This is a genomic window from Nonomuraea sp. NPDC003201, from assembly GCF_053590415.1.
In genome coordinates, this window is the sequence record NZ_JBSFTC010000250.1 from 1 (window position 1) to 16,792 (window position 16,792).

The 16,792-nt window shown below is 71.9% G+C and carries 17 protein-coding genes; 7 read left to right on the forward strand and 10 right to left on the reverse strand.

The window, feature by feature from the left end; genetic code table 11:
- Nucleotides 1-102: 102 nt before the first annotated feature.
- Nucleotides 103-1,500: an endo-1,4-beta-xylanase gene (locus ACWDX9_RS47060; RefSeq protein WP_449967045.1), complete on the reverse strand. Its 1,398-nt coding sequence runs from the start codon at nucleotides 1,498-1,500 to the stop codon at nucleotides 103-105.
- Between the two features lie 684 nt (nucleotides 1,501-2,184).
- On the opposite strand from ACWDX9_RS47060, the gene ACWDX9_RS47065 reads away from it, so the two are divergent.
- The 3 genes from ACWDX9_RS47065 (at nucleotide 2,185) to ACWDX9_RS47075 (ending at nucleotide 4,867) form a co-directional block, all read left to right on the forward strand.
- Nucleotides 2,185-2,358, forward strand: coding sequence for a hypothetical protein (locus ACWDX9_RS47065; protein WP_185072132.1), 174 nt, complete (start codon nucleotides 2,185-2,187; stop codon nucleotides 2,356-2,358).
- A gap of 101 nt (nucleotides 2,359-2,459) precedes the next feature.
- Nucleotides 2,460-2,987, forward strand: coding sequence for a TlpA family protein disulfide reductase (locus ACWDX9_RS47070; protein WP_449967047.1), 528 nt, complete (start codon nucleotides 2,460-2,462; stop codon nucleotides 2,985-2,987).
- Nucleotides 2,984-4,867 carry an ABC transporter ATP-binding protein gene (locus tag ACWDX9_RS47075; protein ID WP_449967049.1) on the forward strand — a complete coding sequence of 628 codons (1,884 nt, stop codon included), beginning with the start codon at nucleotides 2,984-2,986 and terminating at the stop codon, nucleotides 4,865-4,867. Before ACWDX9_RS47070 ends, ACWDX9_RS47075 begins: the two co-directional genes overlap by 4 nt.
- On the opposite strand, the gene ACWDX9_RS47080 is transcribed toward ACWDX9_RS47075, so the two are convergent.
- The 8 genes from ACWDX9_RS47080 to ACWDX9_RS47115 all read right to left on the reverse strand — a co-directional run bounded on the left by ACWDX9_RS47080 (nucleotide 4,792) and on the right by ACWDX9_RS47115 (nucleotide 11,644).
- Nucleotides 4,792-5,271: a S26 family signal peptidase gene (locus tag ACWDX9_RS47080; RefSeq protein ID WP_449967052.1), complete on the reverse strand. Its 480-nt coding sequence runs from the start codon at nucleotides 5,269-5,271 to the stop codon at nucleotides 4,792-4,794. The two genes, ACWDX9_RS47075 and ACWDX9_RS47080, sit on opposite strands and share 76 nt — an antisense overlap.
- A 183-nt stretch (nucleotides 5,272-5,454) precedes the next feature.
- Complete coding sequence (locus ACWDX9_RS47085) at nucleotides 5,455-6,201, reverse strand: sulfite exporter TauE/SafE family protein (RefSeq protein WP_449967054.1); 747 nt, start codon at nucleotides 6,199-6,201, stop codon at nucleotides 5,455-5,457.
- Nucleotides 6,202-6,329: 128 nt separating this feature from the next.
- Nucleotides 6,330-7,226, reverse strand: coding sequence for an alpha/beta fold hydrolase (locus ACWDX9_RS47090; RefSeq protein ID WP_449967057.1), 897 nt, complete (start codon nucleotides 7,224-7,226; stop codon nucleotides 6,330-6,332).
- A complete protein-coding gene (locus ACWDX9_RS47095; RefSeq protein WP_449967060.1) occupies nucleotides 7,223-8,194 on the reverse strand; it encodes a branched-chain amino acid ABC transporter permease in 972 nt (323 codons plus the stop codon). The genes ACWDX9_RS47090 and ACWDX9_RS47095 overlap by 4 nt, the downstream gene beginning before the upstream one ends.
- Nucleotides 8,191-9,051 (reverse strand): branched-chain amino acid ABC transporter permease, encoded by an 861-nt coding sequence (locus ACWDX9_RS47100; protein ID WP_449967063.1) that lies wholly within the window; start codon nucleotides 9,049-9,051, stop codon nucleotides 8,191-8,193. Before ACWDX9_RS47100 ends, ACWDX9_RS47095 begins: the two co-directional genes overlap by 4 nt.
- On the reverse strand, nucleotides 9,048-9,707 hold the full coding sequence (locus ACWDX9_RS47105) for an ABC transporter ATP-binding protein (protein WP_449967066.1): 660 nt from the start codon (nucleotides 9,705-9,707) through the stop codon (nucleotides 9,048-9,050). The genes ACWDX9_RS47100 and ACWDX9_RS47105 overlap by 4 nt, the downstream gene beginning before the upstream one ends.
- Nucleotides 9,704-10,459 carry an ABC transporter ATP-binding protein gene (locus tag ACWDX9_RS47110; protein WP_350736675.1) on the reverse strand — a complete coding sequence of 252 codons (756 nt, stop codon included), beginning with the start codon at nucleotides 10,457-10,459 and terminating at the stop codon, nucleotides 9,704-9,706. The genes ACWDX9_RS47105 and ACWDX9_RS47110 overlap by 4 nt, the downstream gene beginning before the upstream one ends.
- 3 nt (nucleotides 10,460-10,462) lie before the next feature.
- Complete coding sequence (locus ACWDX9_RS47115) at nucleotides 10,463-11,644, reverse strand: ABC transporter substrate-binding protein (RefSeq protein WP_449967070.1); 1,182 nt, start codon at nucleotides 11,642-11,644, stop codon at nucleotides 10,463-10,465.
- 83 nt (nucleotides 11,645-11,727) lie between these two features.
- Here ACWDX9_RS47115 and ACWDX9_RS47120 point away from each other — a divergent pair, with 83 nt between their 5' ends.
- From ACWDX9_RS47120 to ACWDX9_RS47130, 3 genes are read left to right on the forward strand one after another with little or no spacing between them, the layout of a single operon-like run.
- A complete protein-coding gene (locus ACWDX9_RS47120; protein WP_363967122.1) occupies nucleotides 11,728-12,534 on the forward strand; it encodes a PaaX family transcriptional regulator in 807 nt (268 codons plus the stop codon).
- A gap of 51 nt (nucleotides 12,535-12,585) precedes the next feature.
- Complete coding sequence (locus ACWDX9_RS47125; protein WP_449967074.1) at nucleotides 12,586-14,070, forward strand: acyl-CoA synthetase; 1,485 nt, start codon at nucleotides 12,586-12,588, stop codon at nucleotides 14,068-14,070.
- A gap of 6 nt (nucleotides 14,071-14,076) precedes the next feature.
- Nucleotides 14,077-15,177, forward strand: coding sequence for a 5-methyltetrahydropteroyltriglutamate--homocysteine S-methyltransferase (locus ACWDX9_RS47130; RefSeq protein ID WP_449967076.1), 1,101 nt, complete (start codon nucleotides 14,077-14,079; stop codon nucleotides 15,175-15,177).
- A 35-nt stretch (nucleotides 15,178-15,212) separates the two neighbouring features.
- Here the strand turns inward: ACWDX9_RS47130 and ACWDX9_RS47135 are convergent, their stop codons facing one another.
- A complete protein-coding gene (locus ACWDX9_RS47135; RefSeq protein WP_449967079.1) occupies nucleotides 15,213-16,481 on the reverse strand; it encodes a Gfo/Idh/MocA family protein in 1,269 nt (422 codons plus the stop codon).
- Between the two features lie 72 nt (nucleotides 16,482-16,553).
- Here ACWDX9_RS47135 and ACWDX9_RS47140 point away from each other — a divergent pair.
- A partial coding sequence (locus ACWDX9_RS47140) for a helix-turn-helix domain-containing protein (RefSeq protein ID WP_449967082.1) occupies nucleotides 16,554-16,792 on the forward strand: 239 nt, incomplete at its 3' end.

Sequence of the window (16,792 nt, forward strand, 5' to 3'; positions counted from 1 at the left end):
GGCCCGCCGGGGCGGCGCCGCGGTCGTGACGGCGGAGGGGCGCGGTGACCGCGCTCGCCAGGGCAGACGCATCTGTATTCTCCTCATCATGTCCGGCCGCCGTCAGGGGCTGGTGCAGGTGGCGGTCGGGGTGGCCGCGGTGCCGTTCGCGGTGAACCCGAAGGTCGTGGAGCCGCCGGCGGCGATGGAGCCGTTGTAGGGGGCGTTGCGTACGGTGACGCTGGAGCCGGACACGCTCTGCTGGCCGTTCCACAGGCTGCTGATGCTCTGCCCGCCGGGCCAGGTCCACTGCACGGTCCATCCGCTGATCGCCGCGTTGCCCGCCTGGACGGTCACCGTCGACTGGAAGCCCCCCGACCAGCTGTTGGTCGTCGTGATGGTCGCCGCGCACGCGCCCGGGACCGGTGTCGGAGTCGGGGTGGGTGTCGGAGTCGGGGTCGGGGTGGGTGTGGGGGTGGGGCCGCCCGGCGAGGCGGCGTTGAGGGCGTTGAGGACGGCGTCGTAGGCGGGCTTCTTGTTGCCGCCGCTGAACAGCAGCGGGGTGTCACCCGAGCGCCAGGAGTCCTGGTCGCGCACCCCCCACACCGTGATGCCGGCGCAGCGGGCCACCGCCAGGCAGTCGTTGGTCACGGCGGCGTAGGTCTGCGCGGAGGCGCCCTGGATGTCCAGCTCGGTGATCTGCACGTCCACCCCGAGGGCGGCGAAGCTGGAGATGGTGGTGCGGTAGTTGCTGTTGTACGGGCTGCCGCTGTTGAAGTGCGACTGCAGGCCCACGCAGTCGATCGGCACGCCGCGCTGCTTGAAGTCGCGGACCATGTTGTAGACGCCCTGCGTCTTGGCCCAGGTCCAGTTGTCGATGTTGTAGTCGTTGTAGCAGAGCTTGGCGGCCGGGTCGGCGGCGCGCGCGGTGCGGAAGGCGACCTCGATCCAGTCGTTGCCGGTGCGCTGCAGATTGGAGTCGCGCCGGCCGCCGGAGTTGCCGTCGGCGAAGGCCTCGTTGACCACGTCCCAGGCGTAGATCTTGCCCTTGTAGTGGGCCATGACGCCGTTGATGTGGTCGATCATGGCCTGGCGCAGCGTGCTGCCGGACAGGGACTGCATCCAGCCGGGCTGCTGGGAGTGCCAGGCCAGGGTGTGGCCGCGGACCCGCTTGCCGTTCTGCACGGCCCAGTTGTAGACGCGGTCGCCGTTGGTGAAGTTGAACTGGCCCCGGTTCGGCTCGGTGGCGTCGATCTTCATCTCGTTCTCGGCCGTCACCATGCTGAACTCGCGGCCGGCGATGGTGGTGTACTGCGAGTCGCCGAGCCGGCCCGCGCTGATGGCGGCGCCGAAGTACCGGCCGCTCTGAGCGGCGGCCGCGCCGAGCGTGCTCGCCGCCGCACCGGCCGGCGTGGTCGGTACCGTCACCGCGGTGACCACGGCGATGGCGCCGACGGCGGCGGCGATCAGGACCCGCGGGCGCCTGAGGGGCCGCGGCGGAAGTATGGCTGTGTCGCCCATGGCTGAGTGCTCCAGACTGAATCACGGAAAAGCGGACACGCGGGGTCATCCCACGCGATCGACGCCGCGTTCCGTGATCATGGAACGCACACCACAAGGGCATCGTGAACGGCGGTCCTCACCGCGCACCACCACCTGGCGGGAGGAAGCCTTCTCGGACACCCAGTCTGGAAACCGCTCCGAAAGTTGTCAAGCAACGGCGAAAGTTTCAGAGTGGCGCTCTCGCCGTCACGTCAGGCGACCCCTGATAACGCCTGATGAGCCGCACGCGCGTCCGCCGCCCCGCCGCGGGCGCGAGGTGCCCTCCTTGACGTCACCTCTGCGTCTCGTATTGGCTCGACCTGCCACCACAGCCATCTGACAGAGAAGGAACCGCGACAGGGAAGAAGATGTGTGAGCGCTAACAGCCGGCCCGGGGCCACCCGGCGGCCATGGCGCGGGGCGGTCCGGCGGACAGACACCACGTCCCTGGAGCCGCCCCTCTCGGAGAGTCACCGATGAGGAGGTACACCGAGGCAAAGCGCCGCCGTGATATCCAGCGCCTGGTCACCTGGCCAAGTGGCCTCTGTCAAGATCCTGAACCGCCGAACGATGTTCCGGAGTGTCGGCCAATCTCTCCATTAACAAGGTGCTCTTGCTGGGTGACGGTGAGCGCGTAAAGATCCCCCATGCAAGGAGGTCGCCATGATCCGCGCACTCAACAAGCTGGGAGACCGCCTCCTCGACAAGTTCCTGCCGTCGGCGAACGCCTCGGCCGCGTGCTGGACCGACTGGTGCTGCCAGGGCAAGTTCTGCCGGACCTGCTGCTACCACGACTCCACCGGCACGACCAACTGCGGCAGCTTCGACTACTGCTGACGCGCCCTACCGACAGCCCCCAGGACAGTGCGGGCCGACACCAGGCCGGCACCGTCCTGGTGGGTTTTCCGTGCTTCGCCGCCCACCCCTGAGGAGCTCGCATGCCGTATCTCGTGGCCGCCGTCGTCGTCGTCGGATTGCTGTGCCTGGTGGATCTGGTGCTGACCCTGGCGGTGATCCGCCGGCTGCGCGTGCATACATTGCGGCTGGCCGAGCTGGCGCCGACGGGCGCCCCGATGGTGCAGCCGGGAACGACGCTCGGCGATTTCAGCGCGACCGCCCTCGGCGGCGAGGCCGTGTCGCGCGCGTTCTTCACGGGGCCCTCCGTGGTGGCGGTGTTCTCCACCGAATGCGCGTCCTGCCACGAGCGGCTGCCGGAGTTCGCGTCCTACCTGGCCGACACCCGTCCCGAACGCGTGCTGGCCGTGGTCACGGGCGACCCCGACGAGGCCCGGCTGTTCACCGGCGAGCTGACCTCGGCCACCGTCGTGGTCGAGCCGATGGGCGGCCCGGTGAGCAGGGCGTTGCGGGTCTCCCGGTTCCCCAGCTTCTACCTGGTCGACGGGGACGGGGTGGTCGTCGCGGCCGACACCGCCCCGGGCAGGCTGCCGGCGGCCACGCGCCGATGACCTCTCCTGCCGGGCACGGCGGCGTCACGCCGCGACGGCGCTTTCGCGCGGCCGCGGCGTCGGCCTGGCGGGCGCACCCGGCCGCCGTCCTGGCATCCGGGATCACGGTGCTGCTCATGGGCCTGGTCCCGGTGGTCACCGCGTGGCTGACCAAGCTCGTGCTCGACGGGCTGGCGGCCGGGGCGGGCCTTGCCGAGCTGCTCCCGTACGGCGTGGCTCTCGGCGTGACCGGCCTGGCGGGCGCGGCCCTGCCCGCGGCCGCGGAGTACGCCCAGGAGCAGCTGCGCCGCGCGCTCCAGGTGCTGATCCAGGACCGGCTCTTCCAGGCCGTCAACGCCCACCCGGGCCTGAGCCGATTCGAGAACCCGGCCTTCCACGACCGCGTACGGCTGGCGCAGGACGCCGGCCAGAACGCGCCGCAGCGGATCGTCCGCTCCTCCCTGGGAATCGCCCAGGGAGCCGTCACCCTCGCCGGGTTCACCGCGGCGCTGGCCGTGCTGGCGCCGGGGATGATCCTCGTCGTGGCGCTCTCCGCGCTCCCCTCGGTCCGCGCCCAGCTCGACCTGTCCCGGCGTCGCGCCGGGATGATGTGGGGCGTCAGCTCGAGGAGCCGGCGGCAGATCTTCTTCGCCGGCCTGCTCACCAGCCCCGACGCGGCCAAGGAGATCCGGCTGTTCGGCCTCGGCGACTTCCTGCGCGCCAGGATGCTGGGCGAGCTGCGCGCGGTCAACGCCGCCGAGCAGGGGCTCGCCCGCAGGACCCTGCGTACCCAGGGGACGCTGTCGCTGCTCGGGGCGGCCGTCGCCGCGCTCGGCCTGCTCTGGGCGATCAGCGGCGCCGCGTCCGGCACGCTGAGCGTCGGCGACGTCGCCGTGTTCGTCGCGGCCGTCGCCGGGGTGCAGTCCGCGCTCGCGTCGATCGTCGGCCAGTCCGCCGACGCGCACAACGCGCTGCTGATGTTCGGGCACTACCTCGACGTCGTGGCCGACGCGCCGGACCTGCCCGTCCCGCGGCATCCGCGCCCCGTCCCCGCGCTGCGCGAGGGCATCGAGGTGCGCGACGTGTGGTTCCGGTACGACGACGCGCATCCGTGGGTGCTGCGCGGAATCGACCTGTTCATCCCGCGCGGCGGCTCCCTCGCCCTCGTCGGGCTGAACGGCGTGGGCAAGAGCACCCTGGTCAAGCTGATCTGCCGGCTGTACGACCCGGTACGCGGGTCCATCCACTGGGACGGCGCCGACCTGCGGGAGATGGACCCCGCCGAGCTGCGCGGCCGCATCGGCGCGGTGTTCCAGGACTACATGTCGTACGACCTGACCGCGGCCGAGAACATCGGGCTCGGCGACGTCACGGCGCTCGACGACCGGGACCGGGTCGAGGCCGCCGCCAGGCTGGCCGGTGTCCACGAGACGGTCGCCGGGCTGCCGCGGGGCTACGACACGCTGCTGAGCCGGATCTTCTTCGGCGACCGGGACGACCCCCAGGCCGGAGTGGTGCTGTCCGGCGGGCAGTGGCAGCGCCTCGCGCTGGCCCGCGCCCTGATGCGGAAGGGGCGGGACCTGCTCGTGCTCGACGAGCCGAGCTCCGGCCTGGACGCGCAGGCCGAGCACGCCATCCACCGGAGCCTGCGCCGTCACCGCGCGGGACGGACCAGCCTGCTGATCTCGCACCGGCTCGGCGCGGTGCGGGAAGCGGACGTGATCGTCGTGCTCGCCGAGGGGCGGATCGCCGAGCGTGGCTCGCACGCGGAGCTGATGGCGCTGGGAGGGGAGTACGCGGGACTGTTCACCCTGCAGGCGCAGGGCTACGAGCCGACGGAGTCGGAGGAGGGGGCGAGCCGGCGGACGACGACGCCGAGCACGCGGTCGAAGGGCACGTAACCCCATGCCCGCGAGTCCTCGCTGACCGGCCCGTCACCGAGGACGACCAGCCGGCCCGCCGGCACCGTGTCGCCCGGCGACGCCTCCACCCGGGCCATGACCTGGGCGGGCACCGGGTCACCCGGCACGGCCACCGCGCGTTTGATGAACCACATGGCCGCCCCCGGCCGAGGCAGCGGCCCCGTACGCCACTTCCCCCCGGGCAGCGCGGTCTGCAGCACCACGACCTGGCCGCGCCTGACACCCGCCCCCGTGGTCCTGCGGACGAGCACCCGGTCGCCCGTGCGGTAGGTCGGCAGCATGCTCGCCCCGCTGATCCGTACGACGACGAACCGCCGCCGGGCGACGACCAGAGCGGCGGCCAGGGCCGCGATCGGGGCCAGCAGGATCATGACGCGCCGCACGGCGCCCTCCAAAGTCGATCACCATGGGTGGACTGCCGACACTAATGCCCGATCGCCTCCGCCGGGGCGGGGGGTTCGGCGCACCCGTACCGCCAGCACGATCAGGACGACGGGGAGGAGCGTGCACAGCACCCACGCGAGCGTGACCGGATCCGCACACTTGCGGAGGCGAGGCGGCCTGCTTCAGCGGACGAGCAGATGGACGAGGGCGGCCCCGCCGACGGCCACGATCAGGAAGCGTAGCGTCGCAGGGCTGAAGCGGCGGCCCGCCTCGGCGCCGAGCCGGCCGCCGAGGGCGGAGCCGGTCGCGATGAGCGCGACGGCAGTCCAGTCGTAGTCCGCGACGAACAGGAAGAGGAGCGCGGCTGCGGCGTTGACCACGGCGACCAGGACGTTCTTGGCGGCGTTGAGGCGCTGGGGCGTCTCGTCGAGGAGCATGCCCATGAGGGACATGTAGATGATCCCCTGGGCGGCGGCGAAGTAGCCGCCGTAGACGCCGGCGAGCAGCAGCCCGGCGAAGAGCCCGCGACCGGGCGTCCCACGGTGGCGGCGGCGCAGGTACGTGTTGATGCGGGGCTGCAGGATGACCAGGACGAGGGCCAGCGCCACCAGGACGGGGACGATCCGCTCGAACGCCGTGGCCGGCAGGGTCAGCAGGAGCACGGCGCCGCACAGGCCGCCGAGCAGGGCGGCGACGCTCAGCTTCAGCAGGCGCCGGGACTGGCCGCGGAGCTCTCGGCGGTATCCGATGGCCCCGCTGATGGAGCCGGGGATCAGGCCGAGCGCGTTGGTGACCGTGGCGGTGACGGGCGGGAGGCCGATGGAGAGCAGTACGGGGAAGGTGATGAGGGTTCCGGAGCCGACGACGCTGTTGAGGGCGCCGGCGCAGATGCTCGTCGCGAAGACGGCGAGCATCTCCCAGGGGGTCACGACGTTCCCGCCGGACAGCGGTCAGGGGAGGCGCTGCTCATGGCCGGCGGGGTCGTCGTCATGCGGCCGACGTTAGACGGGAAAAGCTTCGGCCCCCGGCGAAGTGTCGGCGCTCACAGGGGGAACGGCTATCGGGTGGCGTCGGCGTGGTGGGCGTGGGTGGCGATGCGGGAGGCGAGGTCGGACCAGAGCAGCCCGGGCAGGTCGTGGCCCATGCCGTCGATCACCACCAGCTCCGCGCCCGGGACGGCGGCGGCGGTCGCGCGGCCGCCGCTCGGGTCGCACATCGCGTCCTCGGCGCCGTGGATCACCAGCGTGGGGACGCCGACGGAGCGGAGCCGGTCGGTGCGGTCGCCCGAGGCGACGACCGCGACGGCCTGGCGGGCGACGGCGACCCGGTCGTGGTCGCGGTCGTACGAGAGACCGGCGCGTTCGCGCAGCGCGGCCTCGTCGAACGCGAAACCGGGCGATCCGGCCACGCGGAAGATCAGGACCGACCGCTCGATCGCCTCCTCGCGCGTCGTCGGCGGCGGCCCCGCGAACGCGGCCATCGCCTCGGGCCGGGCCTGGCCGACGGACGGGTCGCCCGTGGTGGACATCATCGACGTCAGCGACCGGACCCGGCCGGGATGCTCGATCGCGATCGTCTGGGCGATCATCCCGCCCATCGAGGCGCCGACCACGTGGGCGCTGTCCAGGCCGAGCGCGTCGAGCAGGCCGACGGTGTCGGCCGCCATGTCGGAGAGCGTGTAGGAGGCCGAGGACGCGTCGCCCGCGAGCGCCGCCGGCAGGTCGGGCGGCGGCGCGTCGTGGAGGTGCGTGGACAGGCCGGAGTCGCGGTTGTCGAACCGGATGACGTGCAGGCCGCGGTCGACGAGCTCCGCGCAGAGGCCGTCCGGCCAGTTGACCAGCTGCCCGGCGAGGCCCATCACCAGCAGCACGGGCGGGGCCTGGGGGTCGCCGAGGCGCTCGTACGCGACCTCGATGCCCGACGGACCGACGTTCGACGCCTTCTCAACGGTCACCGATGAATCATCCCCCGGCGGTCCCGGTTGACGCGGCCGGAGACGGCGGGGAGCAGGCCGCGGGGCAGGAAGAGCACGACCAGGATGAGGACGAGCGCGTACACGGCGTACGACAGCACGCCGGGCGCGTACGACGGCATCCCCGGCAGCGCGGCCAGGCTGTTCAGCCCCTGCACGAGCAGCGTGATCGCGGTCGCGCCGACCACGGCGCCCCAGATCGTGCCCAGCCCTCCGACCACGGCCATCACGATGTACTGGATCGAGATGAGCACGGGGAACGAGCCCGGCGCCACGTACCCCGTGTAGAAGCAGTAGATCCCGCCCGCGAGCCCCGCGAACGCCGCCGACAGCGCGAACACCACCAGCTTGTACCGCCCGACCGGGATCCCCGAGGACGCGGCGGCGGTCTCGCTGGTGGCCAGCGCGCGCAGGGCGCGGCCCGGCCGCGAGGTGATCACGTTCCGGGTCACCAGCATCACCAGCGCCAGCCCGATCCAGGTCAGGTACGCGTACGCGGACGCGCCGCCCGCCTCGAACGACCCGACCGAGAACTGCGGGATGGCCTGCAACCCGATGTCCCCGCCGGTGACCTCCAGCTGCCCGGCCAGCGAGAGCAGGATGAGCTGCATGGCCAGCGTCGCGAACGCCAGATGGTGCCCGCGCAGCCGCAGCAGCGGCACGCCGATCACCAGCGCCGCCGCGGCCGCCACCACCGGTGCGGCGATCAGCCCGGCCAGCGGCGGCACGCCGTGCAGGGACAGCAGCGCGGCGGTGTAGGCGCCGACGGCGTAGAAGGCGCCCTGGCCCAGCGACACCTGCCCGGCGTAGCCCATCAGCAGCGACACCCCGACGGTGACCATCGCGGCCAGCCCGAGCAGGATGTACACGGCCAGCGCGCTGTCGTCGAGCACCGCGGGCAGGGCCAGCGTCACGGCCGCGACCAGCAGCCCGGCCACCAGGCGGATCATGTCTGCTCCTGCGAAACGGCCGAGCGCCGGCTCGCCTGTACGATCATGACGACGATCATGAGACCCAGCGCCACCTCCAGCTGGTGCGATCCGTAGCCGTACCCGGCGGCCATGGTCTCGGCCACGCCCAGCAGCAGCGCTCCGGCCAGCGTGATCACGGGCCGGGTGAGCGCGCCGAAGACGGCCGCGGCGAAGGCGTTCACGATGAGCGTGACGTCGGTGTCGAACGAGATCGGCCGCAGCGGCGTCACCAGCACCCCGGCGATCCCGCCGAGCAGCCCGCCCAGCGCGAACGCCAGCAGCCCCATCAGCCGCGTGTCGATCCCGACCACGCGGGCGGCGTACGGGTTGGAGGCGCACGCCGTCAGCGCCTTGCCCAGGTAGGTGCGCCCGAAGAAGAGCGCCAGCAGCGCGAACGCGGCCGCCGTCACGCCGATGACCAGCAGGTGCTGCGTCTGGACGCGCGCGCCCGCCAGCGTCACCGAGCCCGCCAGGCCGGGCGCCGAGCGCGGCTGGTCGCCCCACAGGACGATCTCGACGGCGTACGCGAGCACGCCCACGCCGAGCGTCACGATGAGGGACGACAGCGGAGTGGTGCCCCGCCGGCCGATGGCGGCCAGGCCGGTCAGCAGCCCCGCCAGCGCCGCGACCAGGACGGCGGCCAGCTCGCTCAGCCCGTGCGGGAACCCGAGCCCGAGCAGCGACGACGTGCACAGCCCGGCCACGACCGCGAACGTGCCCTGCGCGAAGTTCACCACGCCCGTGACGCGGTGGATCACGACCAGGCCGCTGGCGATGAGCGCGACCGCGCACCCGACCGCGAGCCCGTTCAGCAGGTACGTGAGGAAAGCGCTCATGTGATCGCCCCGCCCAGGTACGCGCTGGCCACCCGAGGGTCGCCGGCCAGCTCCGCGCACTCGCCCTCGGCCACGATCCGACCTGACTCCAGCACGTACGCCCGCCCGCACAGGTCGAACGCCAGCCGCGCGTTCTGCTCGATGAGCAGCACGGTCAGCCCCTGCTCCCGGTTCAGCTCGGCGAGGTGGCCGGCCAGGTCGGCGGTCACGTTGGGCGCGAGCCCCAGGGACAGTTCGTCCACCACCAGCACCGAAGGGCGCGACATCAGGGCCCGCCCGAACGCCACCATCTGCTGCTCTCCCCCCGACAGCACCCCTGCCTGCCGCCCGGCCAGCTCCGCCAGCCGGGGCAGCAGCTCGTACACGGACGAGGGATCCCGCAGACCCGACCGCCACCCGCCCAACGCCAGGTTGTCGGCGACCGACAGGTCCGGGAAGAGCTGGCGGCCCTCCGGGATGAGCGCCAGCCTGCCCCCGATCCCCACCGTGCCCGCGGCGGGCCGGAGCAGCCCGGCCAGGGTGTTGGCCAGCGTGGACTTGCCCGCGCCGTTCGGGCCGAGCAGGGCGACCATCTCGCCCCGCCCCACCGTGAGCGTGACGTGGTCGAGCGCGGTCGCGGTGCCGTACGAGACGACCAGGTCCTTGACGTCGATCATGCGGTCTGCCCGAGGTAGGCGGCGAGCACCAGCGGATCGGCCCGCACCTCGGCGGGCGAGCCGTCGGCGATGACCCGGCCCAGGTCGAGCACCACCACGCGGTCGGCCAGCCGGGTCACGAACGCGACGTCGTGCTCGACCAGCAGGATCGTCAGCCCGTCCGCGCGCAGCTCCTCCACCAGCGCCGCCAGCCGCTCGCGCTCCTGGCCGCGCAGCCCCGAGGCGGGCTCGTCGAGCAGCAGCAGCCGGGGCCGGGCGCACAGGGCTCGGGCGAGCTGGAGCGCCCGCTGCTGCCCGATGGGCAGCAGGTCGGCAGGCCGGTCCGCCCACTCGGCCAGCCCCACGCGGCTCAGCACGGCATCCGCCTCGGCGGTGATCTCGCGTTCGTCGCGCCGGTGCCGCGGCAGCCGCAGCGCCGCCGACACGAACCCCGCACCGGTACGGCCGTGCATCCCGACCATGACGTTCTCCCTGACCGTCATGCCGCGGAACACCCTGGCCGCCTGGAACACGATCGACATGCCGAGCCTGGCCCGCCGGTGCGGCGCGAGCCGGTCCACCCGGTGCCCGCGGAACGAGATCTGGCCGTGGTCGGCCGTCAGATGCCCGGTGATGAGGTTGAACAGCGTGGACTTGCCCGCCCCGTTCGGCCCGATGACGCCGCAGACTTCGCCGTCCGCGACGGCCAGGGACACGTCGCGGACGGCGTAGACGCCCCCGAAGGAGCGGGAGAGCCCGGTGACCGTCAGCACCCGCTACCCCGCGCCGACGGTCTTGGTGAGCTGCTCCTTGGCCCAGTCGGTGGGAACGAATTTCCCGTTCTGCACCGTGTTGACCGAGATGAACTCGGGGGAGAGCCCGGAGTGGTCGGTGGGGGAGTAGCGGAAGCGGCCGTTGGGCGTGACCAGGTCCATGGCCTCCAGGGCCTGCTGCACCTTGGCCTTGTCGGTGCTGTTCGCCTTCTTGATCGCCTCGAAGAGCAGCAGGCTCGCGCTGTAGCCGTCCTGCGCGAACTGCGGCGGTGGATAGCCGTGTTTCTGCTGGTACGGCTTGGCCATCTGCTCGATGACCTGCTTCTGCTTGCCGTCGGGCAGGTATTCGCCGACGACGCCGATGGCGCTCTGCACCGTCATGCCCTCGGCCGCGCCGCCCATCGGCTCCAGCCACAGCTTGCTGGCCTGCGACGCGGTCAGGAACAGCGGCGTCTTGAGCCCCGAGGCCACGTACTGCTTGGCCGCCGTCACGCCGGGCGCGCCCGAGCCCCAGAACACCAGCGCCTCGGCGGCGGAGTCGCGCACGTGGGTGAAGAGCGGGCTGAAGTCGGAGGTGGTCGTCTCGTACGGCTCGTCCACGGCGATCTTCACGCCGTACTTGGACGCGAGCGCGATCATCGACTTGTGGCCGGAGACCGAATAGGCGCTCTTGGAGTCCCAGGCCACGGCGATCGTCTTGATGCCCTTGGCCTGGATGTACTGCAGATAGCGCTCGGCGTACATGCCGGACAGGGCGGGGGTGACGAAGATGTACGACTTGATCGGCTCGACCTGCTCCTGGGCGGGGGCCAGCGACAGGTACGGCATCTTGTCGCGCTGCGCGAGCGGCTCGACCGCCAGCGCCGAGTTGGAGAACACCGGGCCGATCAGCACGTCGATGTCGCCCTTGATCTGGTTGTAGGCCACGATGCCCTGGTCGGGGGCGGTCTTGTCGTCGCGCGCGACCAGCTCCACCTTGCGGCCGAGCAACCCGCCCTGCCCGTTGACCTGCTCGACGGCCAGCTCGACGGCCTTCTTGTCCTCGCTGCCCAGCGGCGTGTAGTTGCCGGTGAGGGAGACGATGAGGCCGACCTTGATCGGGTCTTGAGCGCCGCCGCCGGAATCACCGCCGCAGGCGGTCGCGGCCAACGCGAGACAAACCAGAGACGGGAGCAGCCTGCGCATCAGGACCTCCTGGGATGTGGCCCTGAATGTAGGCAGATATATTACGGCTGTCAATAGAATGCCCAAGATGGGGGAGGGCTTAGATGCGGCCTCAGTCGGTGATTCTGACGTTCCTCGGCGATCACGTGTACGGCCGCGGGATCTGCGTGTCCTCGGGCAGCTTCATCGAGGCGTTCGCCAAGGTCGGGATCTCGGAGGAGGCGACGCGTTCGACGCTGACCCGGATGGTCCGCCGCGGCCTGCTGCGCCGCCAGCGCTCGGGCCGCCGCATGTACTTCGGCCTCACCCCGACGAGCACCGAGGTGCTCAAGGACGGCGAGCGGCGCATCTGGCACAGCGGCGTCGTCAACGACGCGGACGAGGACCGCTGGACGCTGATCGGCTTCTCGCTGCCCGAGTCCTGGCAGCGGGAGCGGCACGAGCTGCGCTCGCGGCTGGTCTGGGCCGGGTTCGGGCCGCTGCAGAACGGCCTGTGGATCGCTCCCGGCGACGTGGACGCCGCGCACGTGATCGAGGACCTCGGCGCGAACGTGAAGGTCTTCTCCGCCGAGCCCCGGCACCCCACCGACATGCAGGCGCTGGTCGGTGACGCCTACGACCTGTCGGGCCTGGGCGAGCGCTACCGGGAGTTCCTGCGCCGCTGGGACCGGGCCGACCCGGCGGCGGACGCGCCCGACGACCTGGCGCGCTCGCTGACGCTGCTGACCGGCTGGCTGCAGATCATCAGGGCCGATCCGCGGCTGCCGCTGCGGTACCTGCCGCACGACTGGCCGGCGGAGAAGGCCCAGCGGGTCTGCCACACGCTGCACGAGCGGTTCAGGCCGGAGGCGGGGCGGATCGCGGAGCGGCTCCTCGACGTTGTGCCGGATGAAACTTGGGCAGAACGGTGACAGCCATCGCCCAGTGGCCTAACTTGATGGCTTGAGCGTCAAGGAGCGCCGATGCGGAATCAGGGGATTGGCTCGTGGCCCGCACGCCGGGCCCGCATGACGCCCGAACGGGTGGCGGTGACGTACCGGGGACACGACCGCACGTACCGTGAGCTGAGCGAGCGGACGTACCGGCTGGCCTCGGCGCTCGGCGTGGGGCGCGGCGAGCGGGTCGCCTTCCTCGGGGTCAACCAGCCCGCGCTGGTGGAGACGCTCTTCGCGGCGGGGCTGGTGGGGGCCGTGTTCGTGCCGCTCAACGCCCGGCTGGCGCGGCCGGAGCTGCGGTACATCCTGGAGGACGCGCAGGCGTCGGTGCTCGTGCTGGGCGAGGAGCAGGACGGCGAGGGGCTGCCGGGGCGGCACGTCACCGACTATGAGGCGCTGCTCGCCTCCGGCTCGCCCGAGCCGATCGACGAGCCGGTGCGCCAGGACGACGTGTGCCTGATCATGTACACGTCGGGGACGACGGGACGCCCCAAGGGGGCCATGCTCACCCACGCCAACCTGACCTGGAACACCTTCAACCTGCTGGTCGACGTGCCACTCGCGCACGACGAGGTCACGCTGGTCGGCGCGCCGCTGTTCCACATCGCGGCGCTGGCCCAGACGCTGGTGCCGACCGTGCTCAAGGGCGGCCGGGTCATCCTGGAGCCCTCCTTCGACGTGGACCGGACGTTCGACCTGATCGAGGCGGAGCGGGTGACGGTGATGTTCGGGGTGCCGTCGATGTTCGGCTTCCTCACGCGGTCGCCGCGCTGGGCGGGGGCGGACCTGTCGAGCCTGCGGCACCTGCTGTGCGGGGGAGCGCCGGTGCCCGAGCCGCTGATCCGGATATATCAGGATCGGGGGCTGACGTTCCTGCAGGGGTACGGCATGACCGAGACGGCGCCCGGCGCCCTCTTCCTCGGGGCCGAGCACTCGATCGCCAAGGCGGGCTCGGCCGGGGTGCCGTGCTTCTTCTCCGACGTACGGCTGGTCGCGCCCGACGGCTCTCCGGCGGGTCCGGGCGAGCCGGGCGAGGTGTACGTACAGGGGCCCAACGTCATGACCGGCTACTGGCGGCGACCGGAGGAGACCGCGAAGGTGCTGTCGGTGGACGGCTGGTTCCGCTCGGGCGACGTCGGCATCGCCGACGAGGACGGCTACGTGCGCATCTCCGACCGCCTCAAGGACGTGATCATCTCCGGTGGCGAGAACATCTATCCCGCCGAGGTGGAGAGCGTCCTGTTCGGGCACGACGCGGTCGCCGAGTGCGCGGTGATCGGCGTGCCGGACGACACGTGGGGCGAGGTGGGCAAGGCGCTGGTCGTGCCGGCCCCGGACGCCGCGATCGAGCCCGATGAGCTGCTGGCGTACCTGGACGGCCGCCTGGCCCGCTTCAAAATCCCGAAATATCTGCAATTCGTCCCTGAGCTGCCGAAGAACGCGGCGGGCAAGCTGCTCAAAGCCCACCTCAGACAGCTCTACGGGCACAACCTTGACGACCAGAGGAGATGACCTTCGATGCGCACCTCGCCGCCGTTCCGCGCGGACCACGTCGGCAGCCTGCTCCGCCCGCCCGCGCTGCTCCGCGCCCGCGAGACCCTCACGGGCGACGCGCTGCGGGAGGCCGAGGACGAGGCCATCCGGGAGGTGGTGCGCCGCCAGGAGGAGATCGGGCTGCAGAGCGCCACCGACGGCGAGTTCCGGCGGGCCTCGTGGCACATGGACTTCATCTACCGGCTCGGCGGCATCGGCCAGGCCACCGACGAGCACATCACGGTGCGCTTCCACAACGAGCAGGGGGACATCGAGTTCACCCCGGCGGCGCTGCGCGTGCACGAGCGGATCCGGCTGAACGAGCCGATCTTCGCCGACGACTTCACGTTCCTGCGCGACACCGTCACCACAGTCGTGCCGAAGCTGACCATCCCCTCGCCGAGCATGGTCCACTACCGGGGCGGTCCGGCCGCCATCGACCCCGAGGTCTACCCGGATGTGGAGGAGTTCTGGCGGGACCTGAGCGCGGCCTACGCCGAGCAGGTGCGCAGGATCGGCGCGCTGGGGTGCACGTACCTGCAGTTCGACGACACGAGCCTGGCGTACCTGAACGACCCGGCCCAGCGGGCGGAGCTGAGCTCGCGCGGGGACGACGCCGAGCACATGCACCTGCGCTACATCAAGCAGATCAACGCCGCCCTGGCCGCCAAGCCCGCCGGGATGACGGTCACCACCCACATGTGCCGGGGGAACTTCCGCTCCTCCTGGGCCGCCTCGGGCGGGTACGACTTCGTGGCGGAGGCGCTGTTCGGCGAGCTGAAGGTGGACGGGTTCTTCCTGGAGTTCGACGACGAGCGGTCCGGGGGCTTCGAGCCGCTGCGCTTCGTGCCGCCGGGGAAGATGGTGGTGCTGGGGCTGGTCACGACCAAGCGGGGCGAGCTGGAGTCGAAGGACACGCTCAAGCGGCGGATCGACGAGGCCGCCAAGTTCGTCGACCTCGACCAGATCTGCCTGTCGCCGCAGTGCGGGTTCTCCTCGACGGTCGAGGGCAACCAGCTCACGGCCGACGAGCAGTTCGCCAAGCTCCGCCTGATCGTCGAGACGGCCCAGGAGGTCTGGGGCTAGCCACCCACCCGCCGCGCCCGCCCCCCGGCGGCCCTTCACGCGTGGGGGCGGAACGTGACGACCGAGCCCGTGCGGCGGGCCTGCTCGGCGGCCCACACCACGCGGTGGGTCATGAGGCTCTCGAACGCGTCCGAGCGCAGCGGCGACGGGTCGCCCGAGGCGACGGCGGCGAGGAAGGCGTCCACCAGGCCCTCGTCCCCGCCCCCGTGCCCGTCCGCCGCCGAGGCACCCGCCAAAGCTCCCCGCGCGGTCGTGTCGACGAGTTCCTCCTCGCCCGTGCGGAAGTCCACCACGCGCAGGGTGCGGCCGTCGCCGTCGACGTAGCCGTGGGTGCCGAACAGCCGCGTCCGCCGGTCCTCCATCGGCGTGAACGCGCTCATCGTGAACGAGCACGTCGCCCCGTCGTCGAACTCCATCACCACCTCCTGGTGATCGACCACGTCGTTGTCACACGCGTACACGCACCGCCCGTACGGCCCCACCCGGAGCGCCTCCAGCACCGCCTCCCGCGTGCGCCCGGGAGTGACGGCCGACAGCGGCCAGAACTCGCTCGACGGGTCCCCGAGGCACCCGAGATACAGCCGCGGCGCCGAGTACGGGCAGGACGGCTCCAGGGGGCAGTCCACGCACCGGTCCGCGGCCGACGCGGGGCGGTCCTCGGCGCGGAAGTGGGACAGGGAGCCGAACGACGACACCCGCGCGGGCGGCCGGCCGAAGAGGTGCACGAGCCAGTCGATGTCGTGGCACGCCTTGGCCAGGAGCATCGGCGCCGAGGTGTCCTGGCGGCGCCAGTGGCCGCGGACGAAGGAGTGCGCCTGGTGCCACCACCCCACCGGCTCGAGGTGCTGGACGCTGATCAGCCGCCCGATCCGGCCGGAGTCGAGCAGGTCCCGCACAGCCCGCGTGTAAGGCGTGTACCGCAGCACGTGGCACACGGCCAGCATGATCCCGTTGCGCCTGGCCGCCTCGGCGATCCGTGCCGCCTCCCGCTCGTCCGGCGCCATCGGCTTCTCCAGGAGAATGTGGTAACCGAGGTCCGCCAGCGCCACCGCCGGGTCGGTGTGCAGCTGGTCCTGCGTGGCGATGACGACCGCGTCGGCCAGCCGATCCGCCGCCGCCAGCTCCTTCCACCCGGGGAACGCCGACTCGGCCGGGACGCCGAACTCCGCCGCGAACGCGGCGCGGCGCCGCGGGTCGGGCTCCGCGACCGCCACCACCCGCCCCGCGCCCGTGGCGTGCGCGTGGCGGGCGTAGGTCAGCCCTCGCAGGCCGCCGCCGACGACGGCTAGAGTCACCTCAGTCATGGAACCTTCCCGGCGAAATATCATGGAGACCATCATTATTAGGAGTCGGCTGGCTGACGGCAAGGGGTGTCCATGGGCGAGGATCTGAGCGGCGGTGACCTGTCACGGCTCAGGCAGCTCAACGCGCTCGCCGTGATCAAGGCGCTGCGGGGCGGGCCCTCGCTCACGCTCACCGAGGTCGCCAAGCGCACCGGCCTGTCGCGCGCGTCCGCCGAGGACGTGGTCCGCGAGCTGCTGCAGATGGCGCCCAGGTTGCCCGGAAGCGGGCTCACCAGCTTGAACTGCACGCCCAGCGCCTTGCCCTCGTCACC